The sequence below is a fragment of the Citrobacter rodentium NBRC 105723 = DSM 16636 genome, from assembly GCF_021278985.1.
Taxonomy (GTDB): Bacteria; Pseudomonadota; Gammaproteobacteria; order Enterobacterales; family Enterobacteriaceae; genus Citrobacter_A; species Citrobacter_A rodentium.
This window is the reverse complement of record NZ_CP082833.1, coordinates 4,136,425-4,151,227: the sequence shown is the minus strand read 5'-3', so window position 1 is coordinate 4,151,227 and position 14,803 is coordinate 4,136,425. Positions and strand designations below refer to the sequence as shown.

General features: G+C 56.5%; 7 protein-coding genes. 4 read left to right on the top strand and 3 right to left on the bottom strand.

Annotation, left to right across the window (positions count from 1 at the left end; translation table 11 throughout):
* Positions 1–32: 32 nt before the first annotated feature.
* A complete protein-coding gene (gene aroH, locus K7R23_RS19715) occupies positions 33–1,079 on the bottom strand; it encodes a 3-deoxy-7-phosphoheptulonate synthase AroH (RefSeq protein ID WP_012905619.1) in 1,047 nt (348 codons plus the stop codon).
* A 156-nt stretch (positions 1,080–1,235) separates the two neighbouring features.
* Positions 1,236–2,069: a posphoenolpyruvate synthetase regulatory kinase/phosphorylase PpsR gene (gene ppsR, locus K7R23_RS19710; RefSeq protein ID WP_012905620.1), complete on the bottom strand. Its 834-nt coding sequence runs from the start codon at positions 2,067–2,069 to the stop codon at positions 1,236–1,238.
* 334 nt (positions 2,070–2,403) lie between these two features.
* On the opposite strand from ppsR, the gene ppsA reads away from it, so the two are divergent.
* On the top strand, positions 2,404–4,782 hold the full coding sequence (gene ppsA / locus K7R23_RS19705) for a phosphoenolpyruvate synthase (protein WP_012905622.1): 2,379 nt from the start codon (positions 2,404–2,406) through the stop codon (positions 4,780–4,782).
* A 34-nt stretch (positions 4,783–4,816) separates the two neighbouring features.
* On the opposite strand, the gene aroD is transcribed toward ppsA, so the two are convergent.
* Entirely contained in the window at positions 4,817–5,575 is a 759-nt protein-coding gene (gene aroD / locus K7R23_RS19700; RefSeq protein WP_012905623.1) for a type I 3-dehydroquinate dehydratase, read from the bottom strand.
* 370 nt (positions 5,576–5,945) lie between these two features.
* On the opposite strand from aroD, the gene K7R23_RS19695 reads away from it, so the two are divergent.
* From K7R23_RS19695 to K7R23_RS19685, 3 genes are all read left to right on the top strand, one after another.
* A complete protein-coding gene (locus K7R23_RS19695) occupies positions 5,946–7,346 on the top strand; it encodes an MFS transporter (protein WP_012905624.1) in 1,401 nt (466 codons plus the stop codon).
* Between the two features lie 3 nt (positions 7,347–7,349).
* Entirely contained in the window at positions 7,350–9,725 is a 2,376-nt protein-coding gene (locus K7R23_RS19690; RefSeq protein ID WP_012905625.1) for a glycoside hydrolase family 3 N-terminal domain-containing protein, read from the top strand.
* Between the two features lie 602 nt (positions 9,726–10,327).
* Complete coding sequence (locus tag K7R23_RS19685; protein ID WP_024132636.1) at positions 10,328–14,803, top strand: PAAR-like domain-containing protein; 4,476 nt, start codon at positions 10,328–10,330, stop codon at positions 14,801–14,803.

The window sequence follows — 14,803 nt, the reverse complement described above, 5'->3', positions numbered from 1 at the left end:
CGTTGCCCATTCTCAGAGGAATGGGCAAGCGATCAGAAGCGGCTGTCCACCGCTGAGGCCAGTTTATCCAGCAGCAGTTCCGTGTCTTCCCAGCTCAGGCAGGGATCGGTAATCGACTGCCCGTACACCAGCGGCTGCCCGCTGACGATTTTTTGCGTGCCTTCGCGCAGAAAGCTTTCCGCCATCACTCCGGCAATGGCCGTCGAACCGTTACGTATCTGCTGACAAATATCGTTACAGACGTCCAGCTGGCGGCGATGCTGTTTCTGACAGTTGCCGTGGCTGAAATCGACCACCAGATGTTCGGGCAGGTCAAACTCATGCAGCGTGTCGCAGGCGGCGGCGATATCCTGCGCATGATAGTTCGGCTTCTTGCCGCCGCGCATGATGATATGCCCGTACGGATTGCCGCTGGTCTGATAAATCGTCATCTGGCCGGTTTTGTCCGGCGAAAGGAACATATGGCTGGCGCGGGAGGCGCGAATGGCGTCCACGGCGATGCGCGTATTGCCGTCGGTGCCATTTTTAAAGCCCACCGGGCAGGAGAGCGCCGAGGCCATTTCGCGGTGGATCTGGCTTTCGGTGGTCCGCGCGCCAATCGCTCCCCAGCTAATCAGGTCGGCAATAAACTGTCCGGTCACCATATCCAGGAATTCGGTGGCGGTAGGCACGCCAAGTTCGTTCACCGCCAGCAGCAGTTTGCGCGCCAGCTCAAGGCCGTGATTGACGCGATAGCTGCCGTTAAGATCGGGGTCGGAAATCAGTCCTTTCCAGCCCACGACGGTACGCGGCTTTTCAAAATAGGTGCGCATGACGATCTCCAGCCGCGACTGATGCTGAATGCGCAGCGTCTGTAAACGCGTTGCGTACTCCATTGCCGCATCCAGATCGTGTATCGAGCAGGGGCCGACAATCACCAGCAGGCGGCGATCTTCGCCGTTCAGTATCTTCTCTATCCGGCGTCGGGCGCCGGTAACGTGACTGGCGACGGCGGACGAGACGGGATGCCGGAGCGCAAGCTCAGCGGGCGTTACCAGTGTGTCTATCCGCGCGGTGCGCAGTTCATCGGTTCTGTTCATGGTTATTTCTCAGAAATGTGTTGCTTCTACGGCAGGGCACCGGAAGTGATGGGCACAACCTTAAACCAATCCCTGCTGATTTCAAGTGCGAGGTGCGTCACACCTCGCAAGCAGAGCGGCATCATAGCAAAAAATACGAACCATTGAACTAGTTTATTAGTACATGCGGCGATTAAGCCCCATTATGTCGAGGATCTTGGTGGCAATCTCTTCTACCGAATAGTTGGTGCTGTTCAGACAGGGGATCTGATTCTTACGATATAACGCTTCCACCTCCGCCACTTCCATCCGACACTGGCGCAGAGAGGCGTAACGGCTGTTTTCCCGACGCTCTTCACGAATCGCCGCCAGGCGCTCCGGGTCAATCGTCAGGCCGAATAGCTTATGCTGTAAGGGCTTTAACGACGCAGGCAGCACAAGGTTGTCCATGTCGTCGGCAATAAAGGGGTAGTTTGCCGCGCGGATGCCAAACTGCATCGCCAGATAGAGGCTGGTGGGGGTTTTACCGCAGCGGGAGACGCCCAGCAAAATGACCTGCGCCTGATCGAGATTGCGCAACGAAATGCCGTCGTCGTGGGCGAGGGTATAGTCGATCGCCGCAATGCGCGCGTCGTACTTGTTGAGGTTGCCGGGATTGAGGCCATGCGTGCGGTGGGCGATTGGCGTTGGATCGAGCTTCATCTCCTGCTGCAACGGGGCAACCAGCGCCTGCACGATATCCTGGCAGAACCCCTCGCTTTGCAGAATGATGGCGCGGATTTCCGGTAACACGATCGAATAGAACACCAGCGGTCGCACGCCGGTCTGCTGATAAATCGCATCAATCTGCTCTTTCACCGCGCGGGCACGGCTTTCGTTTTCGACAAACGGCAGCGTTATGCTGTTAATCGTTACGGGGAATTGCGACATCACCGCGTGGCCTAAAACCTCAGCGGTAATCGCCGTTCCATCAGAAATATAAAATACATGACGGTCTACAGCATTATCCATTTTGTCCATCCAGTCACCCGGCCATAATTCTCTGAAAGCATAAATTAAAAATAACGTAAAGCGTAGATAATCAGACTCGTTTGTTAAAGTGAAAAGGTGTTTTTATATTTTGTGAAAAGTACATTTCATTTTCCGGAACGAATGTTTATACCGACTTTTATTGTGGAGATCCGCGCCATACGCGGGTTTGCGCAACGGGGTAAACTGTCTGAAAAAATAAAAAATATATTTGCTTGAACGATTCACCGTTTTTTTCATCCGGTTAAGTGTGCAAAGATAAATATGCAGTTAAGCGTTTCCTAAACTCGTTCATTTATCACAAAAGGATTGTTCGATGTCCAACAATGGCTCGTCACCGCTGGTGCTTTGGTATAACCAACTCGGCATGAATGATGTAGACAGAGTTGGGGGCAAAAATGCCTCCCTGGGTGAAATGATTACTAATCTTTCCGGTATGGGCGTTTCCGTGCCGAATGGTTTTGCAACCACCGCCGATGCGTTCAATCAGTTTCTCGACCAAAGCGGTGTAAACCAGCGCATTTATGAACTGCTGGATAAAACGGATATTGACGATGTCTCTGCGTTAGCGAAGGCTGGCGCGCAAATCCGCCAGTGGATTATCGACACTCCTTTCCAGCCCGAGCTGGAAAACGCCATTCGCGACGCTTACGCGCAGCTGTCTGCCGATAACGAACACGCCTCTTTTGCCGTCCGCTCCTCGGCGACGGCGGAAGATATGCCGGACGCCTCGTTCGCCGGCCAGCAGGAAACCTTTCTCAACGTTCAGGGCTTTGATGCGGTTCTGGTGGCGGTGAAGCACGTCTTCGCCTCGCTGTTTAATGACCGCGCCATCTCTTATCGCGTCCATCAGGGCTATGACCATCGCGGCGTGGCGCTTTCGGCGGGCGTTCAGCGGATGGTGCGCTCCGATCTCGCTTCGTCCGGGGTGATGTTCTCCATCGATACGGAGTCCGGCTTCGACCAGGTGGTATTTATCACCTCGGCATGGGGATTGGGCGAGATGGTGGTGCAGGGGGCAGTGAACCCGGATGAGTTCTATGTGCATAAACCGACGCTGGCGGCGAATCGTCCGGCGATTGTGCGTCGCACGATGGGCTCGAAAAAAATTCGCATGGTCTACGCGCCGACCCAGGAGCATGGCAAACAGGTCACCATTGAAGATGTGCCGCAGGAGCAGCGCGACGTCTTTTCACTGACCAACGATGAAGTGCAGGAGCTGGCGAAACAGGCGGTGCAGATCGAGAAACACTACGGTCGTCCGATGGACATCGAGTGGGCGAAAGATGGTCATACCGGCAAGCTGTTCATCGTCCAGGCGCGTCCGGAAACCGTCCGTTCCCGCGGCCAGGTGATGGAGCGTTATACCCTCCACGCGCAGGGTAAAATCATTGCCGAAGGGCGCGCCATCGGCCATCGCATCGGCGCCGGGACGGTGAAGGTCATTCATGATATCAGCGAAATGAACCGCATCCAGCCGGGAGACGTGCTGGTGACCGACATGACCGACCCGGACTGGGAGCCGATCATGAAAAAAGCGGCGGCGATTGTCACTAACCGCGGCGGGCGCACCTGTCACGCGGCGATTATCGCCCGTGAGCTGGGCATCCCGGCGGTGGTCGGCTGCGGCGATGCCACCGAGCGCATGAAGGATGACGAGAAGGTGACCGTCTCCTGCGCTGAAGGCGACACCGGTTATGTCTATGCCGAACTGCTCGACTTCAGCGTTAAGAGCTCCAGCGTCGATACCATGCCGGATCTGCCGCTGAAGGTGATGATGAACGTCGGTAACCCGGACCGCGCCTTTGACTTCGCCTGTCTGCCGAACGAAGGCGTGGGGCTGGCGCGTCTGGAATTTATCATCAACCGCATGATCGGCGTGCACCCGCGCGCGCTGCTGGAGTTTGACGATCAGGAGAGCAAACTGCAGGCTGAAATCCGCGAGATGATGAAAGGCTTCGACTCGCCGCGTGAATTCTACGTGGGCCGCCTGACGGAAGGGATTGCCACTCTCGGCGCGGCGTTCTGGCCGAAGCGCGTGATCGTGCGCCTGTCAGACTTTAAGTCGAATGAATATGCCAACCTGGTCGGCGGCGAGCGTTACGAGCCGGAGGAAGAGAACCCGATGCTGGGCTTCCGCGGCGCCGGTCGCTACGTCTCTGACAGCTTCCGCGACTGCTTCGCGCTGGAGTGCGAGGCGGTGAAACGCGTACGCAACGAGATGGGGCTGACCAACGTCGAAATTATGATCCCGTTCGTGCGTACCGTTGAGCAGGCCAAAGCGGTGGTCGAAGAACTGGCGCGTCAGGGGCTGAAGCGCGGCGAGAACGGGCTGAAAATCATCATGATGTGCGAAATCCCCTCTAACGCGCTGCTGGCCGAACAGTTCCTGGAGCACTTTGACGGTTTCTCGATCGGTTCTAACGATATGACGCAGCTGGCGTTAGGTCTGGATCGTGACTCCGGCGTGGTTTCAGAACTGTTCGATGAGCGTAACGATGCGGTAAAAGCGCTGCTGTCGATGGCGATTCGCGCCGCCAAAAAACAGGGCAAATACGTCGGGATTTGTGGACAGGGTCCGTCTGACCACGAAGACTTCGCCGCCTGGCTGATGGAAGAGGGGATCGACAGCCTGTCGCTGAACCCGGACACCGTGGTCCAGACCTGGCTGAGCCTGGCCGAGCTGAACAAATAACCCGCTACCGGATGGCGGCGCGCCGCCATCCGTTTCAGGCGTTATGCAAAATCGTCAACACGGCGCGCAGATCGTCCACCGCAATCTGCCCCGGCGCAGAGGCTTTTTTCACCGCGCCGAAGGTCGCGGCGGAACCAAACACTTCTCCCGCCAGGCGTGAAATTACTCCCTCTTTCGCCATCGACATGGTAATAATCGGCCGGTTAGCGTAGCGCTGATGCATCTCCAGCGTCGCGGCGAGCAGCGTTAACACATCCTCTTTACTTTGCGGCATCACGGCGATCTTGGCGATATCGGCGCCCAGCGCCTGCATTTTGCGCAAGCGCCGGATAATCTCTTCGCCGGGCGGCGTTTTTTCAAAGTCATGGTTAGACATTACTACCCGCACCTGTTTCTCCCGGGCGTGCTCCACCATCTGCTGAAGCTGCGTATCGCCGATAAACAGCTCCAGATCGATCATATCCGCCAGCCCGCTGTCGATAACGCGACGGTTCAGGGCCAGGTACGCCTCAAGGGAAATGGCCTGTTCTCCGCCCTCTTCGGCGCGGCGAAATGTCGCCAGCAGAGGCGTGTGGGGCAGGGCGTCGCGGATAGCGCGCAGCGCGTCAGGAACGGAAGAGTCCGTGGCGAGGTCGCGAAAATGGTCGACGCGCCACTCCAGAATATCAAACTGCGCGTCGCGATAAGCCAGCGCCTCTGATTTGACGCCAGCGAGATCGTTAGCCATCAACGACACGATAATTTTGGGCGCGCCTTCGCCAATAACGAGCTCTTTTACGGTTACAGTTTTCATTGCTTACCTTTTCTTATAGCGATCTCAGCCAGCCTGCCGCCAATCCATCGCCTGCTTTCACTGCTGCGGAACATTTTTGCTGCCCCATAGTGTGAACTGTTCGGCGGCTTGCGACAACCGTCTGCCGTTATCGCCGGGCATTGTGCTACAGAAAGCCGCGGAGGGCTGACGATTGCGCCGGAAAAGCAAAAAAACGCCGCAGATCAATGCGGAAGTGCGTCAGGTCACATTAACCAAATTACGTAATTACGCTGTTTATTTCCGCAATTGTTCCCTTTGCTTCCCCTTCCAATACTTAACCTGCAACGCGTTCGGCAGTGTTACTGATATTCCTGATTAACGGTGAATGACCTGATAAAAAGGTACAATAATGATGATAACCTCTGTCCTTACTACCCGCGATAAGATCGGCTACGGCCTTGGCGATATGGCCAGCGCGCTGGTCTGGCAAACCGCCACCCTGTTTCTGGCGTTTTTTTATACCGACGTATTCGGCCTGCCCGCCGCCGTGATGGGCACTATGTTCCTGCTGGTACGGGCGATCGACGCGTTTGTCGACCCGTGTATCGGCGCGCTGGTTGACCGCACGCAAACCCGCCACGGTCGCTTCCGTCCCTGGCTGCTGTGGTTCGCCATCCCGTTTGGCGTAAGCTGCATCATCACCTTCTATGTCCCGGACGCCAGCGCAACGGCGAAAACGGTTTATGCCTGCCTGACCTACGGCCTGCTGAGCTTTATCTATTCGGCGATCAACGTCCCCTATTGCGCCATGCCGGGGGCGCTGACGATGGATCCGCATGAGCGGCATTCATTGCAGTCCTGGCGTTTTGGCTTGTCTTTTATCGGCGGGCTCATTGTTATCGTCATCGCCCTGCCGCTGGTGGCGATACTGGGCAAAGGGGATGCGCAAAAAGGCTATTTTTATGCCATGAGCCTGATGGGCGTGCTGGGGATTGCGCTCTTTTTCGCCTGCTTTTTGCTCACCAAAGAACGCTTTACGCCGCGTAGCGACAGCAGTGGCTCAATGTGGGGGGATCTGAAGCTGCTGGCAGGCAACGGCCAGTGGCGGATTGTTTTTATCTTCAACATCATGCTTTTGACCGCCGTGGTGACGCGCGGTTCGGCGACGATGTATTACGTGAAGTATGTGCTGCTAAGACCGGATATGGTGTTCACGTTTATCGTGTCGGGCATGATTGCGGCGCTATTGGGCGCGCTGCTCTCCGCGCGTCTGCTGGGGAAATTCGATCGCGTCCGCGCCTACCAGTGGACCATCGTCACCTTTGTTATCTTTGCCTCATTGATCTTCTTTATTCCGCCCGGTCAGGTCTGGACGATCTTCGCTCTCAATATCGCCTACAGCTTCATTCAGAATCTGACCACGCCGTTACAGTGGACGATGTTCTCTGATGTTGTCGACTATGAGGAGCAGCGCAGCGGGAGACGTCTTGACGGTCTGGTGTTCTCAACCGCGCTGTTTGCCATTAAGTTCGGCCTTGCGCTGGGCGGGGCGGTCGTCGGCTGGCTGCTGGCCGCGGTGGATTATGCGCCGAATGCCGCGCAGCAAAGCGCGACGGTACTTACCACCATCAATGCGCTGTTTTCGTTAATCCCTGCGGCGCTGTTCCTTGGTATGGCGCTGTTGCTGATGATTTACAAACTCAATAGCCAGACCGCAGACCGCATCGCGCGTGAGCTGGCGCAAAAGCGCCACCTTAACGCCGGAGATGAACGACCCTCTCCCGCGCTGAATTCCGCAATACAGGAGTGAACCATGAATATGATTTACAAGGATGCGACACGTCCCGTACCTGAACGCGTCGCCGATCTGCTGGCGCGAATGACGCCAGAGGAAAAATTTGCCCAGATGCATGCTTACTGGCTGGTGTTATCGGAGGAGGGCGATCATCGGGAACGCAGCGACATGAGCGATGAATTTGCCGGCGTGAGCGAGCAGGCGGTGCTGGGCGAACGACTGAAAATCGGCGTCGGACAGATAACGCGTCCGCTTGGCACACACATCGTGGAGGCGAAAACGGGCGTGCGGGCGGCAAACCGCCTGCAGAAAATGCTGATGGAAGAGACGCGGCTGGGGATCCCGGCGTTGTTTCATGAAGAGTGTCTGGTGGGATTACTGTGCAAAGACGCCACGCTGTTTCCCTCTTCGCTGAATTACGGCTCCACCTGGGACCCCGAACTGGTCACACGGGCGGCGCGGCAGATAGGCATTGAGGCGCGCTCAGCCGGATGTCGGCAGGGGCTGGCGCCGGTGCTGGACGTCTTGCGCGATGTGCGTTGGGGAAGAACCGAAGAGACGTTTGGCGAAGATCCCTGGCTGGTCGGGGTGATGGGCTGCGCTTATGTCGCCGGACTACAGGGCGAAAAACGCGACCTGCTGGCCACGCTTAAACATTATGTCGGCCACTCGTTCAGCGAAGGGGCGCGTAACCATGCGCCGGTGCATCTGGGATTCTGCGAACTGAACGATACCTTCCTGTTGCCTTTTGAGATGGCGGTGAAGCTGGCGAATGCCGGTTCCGTCATGCCTGCCTACCACGATATCGACAATCAGCCCGGCCACAGCGACGCGTTTTTGCTTACCACCCTGTTACGTGAGCAGTGGGGTTTTGACGGCATTATCGTCGCGGATTACGGTGGGGTGAGTTTGCTGCATCAGCATCATGGCGTTTCCCATGACGCAACTGAGTCTGCGGCGCTGGCCTTTAACGCCGGGCTGGACGTGGAGCTGCCAAAAGATGACTGCGCCCGTCATCTGGCGACGGCGGTGGCGCGTGGGCTTATCAGCATGGCGAAAATTGATGAAATTGTGTCGCGCATCCTGACAGAGAAATTCCGCCTTGGCCTGTTCGAACAGCCGTATGCCGATGAATCGGCGGTGGATTTACAGTCTGCGGTTACCCGCCAGGTGGCGCGGGAGGTGGCGACCCGCTCGCTGACGCTGCTGGAAAATAACGGCATTCTGCCGTTGCAGGGGCAACCGCGGCTGGCGGTCGTGGGGCCGACGGCGGACGATCCGCTGGCGCTGCTCAGCGGCTACAGCTTCCCGGTGCATCTGATTATCAGCGATATGGTGGATAACACCGCGCAGGTGACCACGCCGCTGGCGGCGTTACGCCATTATCTCGGCGAGGAAAATGTCCGCTATGCCAAAGGGTGCCATATTATCGAAAAACGGTTAGCGGGCGCGCCGGTCTTTCCGGGCGACAGCAGCGGCAAGCCGATGCAATCGTCGCCCGTTTCCCGCGACGTTTCATTAATCCCTGATGCGCTGGCCGCGGCAGAACAGTCAGAGGTGGTGATCGCCTGCGTCGGCGATCTGGCCGGACTGTTCCAGAGCGGCACGGTGGGGGAAGGTTCCGATACCGACAGCCTGAATCTGCCGGGTGTGCAACAGCAGTTGCTGGAGGCGCTGGTCGCCACCGGCAAGCCGGTCATCGTGGTGATGACCGGCGGCAGGCCGTACAACCTGCAGGGGCTGGAGGATAAGGTCGCCGCGCTGTTAATGGCGTGGGCGCCGGGGCAGGAGGGCGGATGGGCCATTGCCGACGTGCTGACCGGATGCGCTGAGCCGCAGGGAAGGCTGGTGGTGAGCGTGCCGAAAAGCGCGGGCGCGATGCCCTATTATTACAATCACAAGCTGAAAAGCGGCGGTACGCCGTTTGCTTTCCACTTTGGTTCGCGCTATCCCTTCGGCTATGGCAAAGGCTGGACGGAATTTTCCTGCGAAGGAATAACATTGCAGACGCCGGAAGTGCCGATCGACGGCGAGATAGCGCTTCAGGTCACGCTGACCAACTGCGGAGAACGCAGGGGAAGCGAGGTGGTGCAACTGTATGTGCGCGATAAGGTGGCGTCGATGGTGCGTCCCGTAAAAGAACTGAAAGCATTTCAGCGCGTCGGGCTGGATGCCGGAGCGCGCGCCACGCTGACTTTTTATCTGCCTGTCGACATGCTGAACTTTACCCGTCGGGACGGAAAGCGGGTGGTTGAACCGGGAGAATTTGAACTGATGGTGGGGAATTCCTCAGACAACATCTGGGCAAGCGTAACGGTTAACGTGACCGGGCAGACGCGGGAGATGCCGACAAACTGGCGAATGATGAGCCGCTGTCAGGTGAGCGGGGTATAGACGATCAAAGTTTATCGCAATTCGTTGTGAAAAGAGAAAAAACGGTAGTCAGAATGTTTGGGGATTCATTAATAGCCCCGTCACTTCAAAACTACCGTTGCCATCATTATCAGCAGACTTTTTGGCTGTTATTCTGGAATGTCCGGGTTATTATTCAGCTCACTGATGTATGTTCGTCATAAATTAAATGCGCCTGTTAATCATTGATGGTCGATATAATAGTCTGCAATGGCATTTCTATAGTGGGAGAGGGTGAATAAAATGTACAAGAATTATTTAAAGTTGATCCTGCTCACAACAAACACCCCGAATTTTCCTTTTAATATTCATTAATTTCAAACAAATACATTTCTGGCACCTTCAATTCATGGTGTCAATGTAATTTGTGTTATATTAAAAGGAGCCAACTTTTACATGGAGTTTTTCAATTTCAGACTTCTCCTGGGGAGATTAAGCTCCTGCCCGGTTGCACAGAATAATGACTTCATATCTGTGCAAATCTTCTGCGATATTCTTGTCTATAAAATATTGCTGTTAACCTGTATTGATTTTTACTGGCGTCAGGTGTTTCGCCAGCATGCGGATATTGCAGGAACGAAATAATGGCGAAAAATTATATCGCCCGTCAGGACGGGCTGTGGACGGTGGTCAGCCTGACGCCGGATGTCTGTAAAACCCCGATCGGTCCCGCCACGCCGCCCGTCCCCTATCCGGTGACCGCCAGCCTTGGCGATGCCGTACAGACTGTGCCGTCGGTGAAAGCCAACGGACGGCCGGTACTGATACTGAACCAGAGTTTCATTCCCCGGACAAAAGGCGATGGGCCGGGCGTGGCTAAGGGGATTAAAAGTGGTACGGTGGGCGACATCTGCGAACCGCTGGAGCACAGTACAACCTTTTATGTAAGTGGCCAGCCGGTTCTCCGCCACTATGACCAGTTCTGGATGAATGCCCGCAACACCACCGGCCTGATTATCGGGCAGCCTCCCGCCGCCAGCGTGTCGGCAGAAGGGGCTGATCCTGTTATCAATTCTGAAACGGCGGAAGAACAGGCGTTTATGGACACCCTGTACCGCACTTTTGAAAATGAAGCTGATGCACGGCGCCAGGCGGCACAGTCCATGACTGAGACGGCGGTAAAAATAAAGGAAGCGGCGACTGATTTTTTTACCGACCATACGCCCGATGGCGTAATGAACAGTCAGGCTATCGGCGCAATGCTCAATGCTTCAACCCGTTACAGCACCACGCCGGAAGCTGCGCAGAAGATGGCTGAGCAGATTGGCGGGGAAGCGCTGGATACCTTTAATGCCATTAATACACCTGAAAATCAGGGAATGCTGACTGCCGCGCAAAGCATATTTATGGCTTTTTCGCTGAGAACCGCTGGTGGTGCAGATATGGATGGCGCCATTATTAAAGGAAAAGAAAAAGTAAAAGCAGGGCAAGGGGATGAACTTGACTGCAGTTTTCTGATATGTCGCAGCGACCCGGTTGATGTGGCGTCCGGCAGTCTGATTCAGCAGCTTAATGTCCTGCATATACCCGGGTCTGTACCTCTCGGTCTGTCACGATCCTATCGCTCCCGGGCAAAAAGGAAGGGGCTGTTTGGTAATATGTGGTCAGATGACTGGTCCCAGTCGCTGCTGTTACAAAACGGTAATTTATATTTTACTAACCATGAAGGTGTGGTGCTCTGTTATCCCGTCCCACAGGACGGTATTTTTCGGGGAGCAGTCAATCCTCGTCAGGTATGTTACCGGCTGTGCGGTAACATAAACAGTGAACTCACCATTTTCGATCGCCGCTCACAGCAGACGCTAGTATTTTCTCCCGCAGGCTCCGGCACGTATCCGCTGTCCGCCATTCATGACAGTTACGGTAACCGGGCTGATTTTCACCGCACAGATGACCTGCTGACAGAAATCCGCCACAGTGATGGCTACACGCTTGCGCTTGCCTGGCAGCAACAGCAGTTAATGCACATTGACCTGACGGCCCCGCAACAACAGCGTCTCGTCACCTGTCAGTACGATGATAATGGCTTCCTGACAGAGTGCGACACCTTCCAGTTCACTCATATAGGGCATGAATACTCTTCAGAAGGGTTTATGACCTGCTGGCGGGACACGGACAAAACACGGGTCAGTTATCGCTATGACAACGCCGGGAGAGTCACGGAAGTTTCCACACCGGAAGGGTATTACGATGACCGCTTTATCTATAACGACCAGGAACGCTGCACCACCTACACCGACGCAGAAGGCGGCGAAACCCGTTTCTGGTACAACGAAGACGGCCTCGTCACCCGCAGCCTCGACCCGCTGGGGCGTGAAGAAACCTCCGTATGGAAGAACACGCAACTGCAGTCCCGCACCGATGCCCTGGGGCGCACCACGCAATATCAGTACAACGACGACGGCGATATCTCTCAGGTTGCCCTGCCGGGCGGCCACAGCCTGTATTACGACTACAACGAGTCCGGACAGCTCACCCGCCTGACGCTGCCCGGCGAACAGGTCTGGCAGTGGGACTATGACGACCGCGGCAGCATGGTCAGCCTGACTGACCCGCAGGGCCGCCGTCAGCAGTTCAGCTACAGCGAACACGGCGACCTGCTGCGGCAGATTATGCCGGGCGGCGTCACCTGGCAGTGGGATTACGATGCCCTGCACCGGCTGCGGGAAACCACCGCCCCGGATGGCGGCGTGACGCAGACGGAACAGGATATGCTGGGCCGCCTGCTGAGCGTGCAGGACCCGCTGGGCTTCACCACGCAGTTCCGCCACAGTAAACATCATGCCGGGCCGCAGGGCAGCGTGGAGGAAATCCACCGTCCGGACGGCGTGCGCGAACTGATGCGCCAGAACAGCGAAAAGCTGCCGGAAAGCGTCACCGATGGCGAGGGGCGGACCACCCGCTATGAGTACGGCGCCTTTGACCTGCTGACCGCCATCATCCGTCCGGACGGCGAACGGCTGGAGTGCCGCTATGATAAGCTCACCCGCCTGACGGAAATCATTAATGCAGAAGGTGAAAGCTACCGCCTGACTTACGACAAAGCCGGACAGCTTGTCGCTGAAACCGACTTTACCGGACGCACGCTGACCTACAGCTATGATGCCGCCGGGCGCTGTATCCGCACCACCTTCCCGGACGGCACCCGCCTTAACCGCCGCTATAACGTCACCGACCAGGTGACTGACGAGGAGGTGACGCAGGGCGACAGCGACCGGGTACTCAGCCGCACCACCTTCCGCTATGACACGCTCTGCCGTCTGGTGGAGGCGAAAAATGACGATGCCACCGTCACCCTCGAATACGACAGTGCCGGGAGGCTCACCGCCGAAACCCTCAACGGCAGGCGTACGGAGTACCGGTATGATGCGGAGCGGGATTACGTCACGCAGCGCACCACCGCCGGTATCACGGAGCGCTTCACCCGCAGCCTGACGGGGAAACTGTCATCATGGCAGCTGGCTGACCACGCCCCGCTGACACTGGAACACGACCTGTGCGGCCGGGAGACTGCCCGGCGCAGCGATGCCGGATTCAGCCTGCGCCAGAGCCACACCCCCACCGGGATGCTGGCGGAGCAGCAGGCCGGCGACCTCACGGAACCGGACCCGCACTACCGGCGCAACAGCACCCTGCACCGCCAGTGGCTGTATGACAGGGCGTACAACCTGACAATGGTCTGCGACTCACACCGGGGGACGATGGTCAACAGCCTCACGGCAAACGACCAGATAAGCCACGCCACCCGGACCGGCAGCAGTGCCATCCCGATGCGTGAGGAGCGCTTCACTTACGACAAAAACCTGAATATCGCCCGTCGCCAGACCTGGATGAATGAGGTGATGGAAAGTGAGACGCACCAGCGCCAGCAGCATGGCCGGGTGACGTCGCGGAAGTACAGAGTCTGGCGGCACACCACCTCGCGCATCAACCCGGACAGCGGGATGCCGGAAGAAGGGAAGTTTGTCCGGGTTATCCGGGATGAACGGACCACCTGGAAATATGACGTGAATGGCCGTCTGGTGGAAAAGCGGGTCGGTAAAAGCGGTTACCGCCCGCTCACGTGGCGCTACCGCTGGGATGCCAGAAGTCAGCTGACCGGGCTGGAGACACCGGAGGGCGAACGCTGGGAATATAAATATGACCCGTTCGGGCGCAGAATCAGCAAGCGCTGCATTAACCGGGACAAACCCGGCGCCGGCTTTCACTGGAACGGCGACCAGCTGACGGAGGAAATCCCGGCAGGCACGGAGGGCAAACCGGAATACAGGAACGCCATCCGCTGGATATACGAGCCGGGCAGCTTCCCCCCGCTGGCACGTTATGAGAAAGGCCGGCTGCACTATGTCATCACGGATATCACCGGGCGCATTCAGGAGCTGCTGACGGAAGACGGCACCATCGTCTGGCGGGGAGAGCAGCAGCTGTGGGGCCGGGAGGAAGGCCGGAACAGGGACGATGCCCCCGCCTGCCGGCTGCGCTTTCCGGGGCAGTATGAGGATGAGGAATCAGGGCTGTACTATAACCGCTTCCGGTACTATGATTGTGAGGCAGGGCAGTATCTGTGTGCGGATCCGGTGGGGCTGGCAGGAGGACTGAATCCGTATGGATACGTTAATAATCCTCTTAAATATATTGATCCGCTTGGGTTAAATCCTTTAGCTTTACCTGCACCTACGTCTTTAGAACCATGGGGAACTGGTGCTACTTTAAATTCTATTCAAATACCGAAGGGTGGAATAATAGTTGAAATGGCTATGTCACCAGGACAATCCACTCCGGGTGGGTGGGCTACATTAGATCATATACCTGATGTGAATTATGTTAGAAATGAGTTAGCTGTAATTCCCGAATTTAAACCAGAAATATCGCATGTTCAAAAATTCTATATACCTGAAGGTGTTCAAATCCAAACGGGATCTGTAGGACCCCAGGTTTCTGGCGGCAAGATTTACCCTGGAGGAGGAACTCAGGTACAAATACTGAATTATAGAGATAGAGCAAAGCTTGTACCTGTTGGCAAACCGAGAAAAATCTATAGTGATAAATGTGGTGGCTGA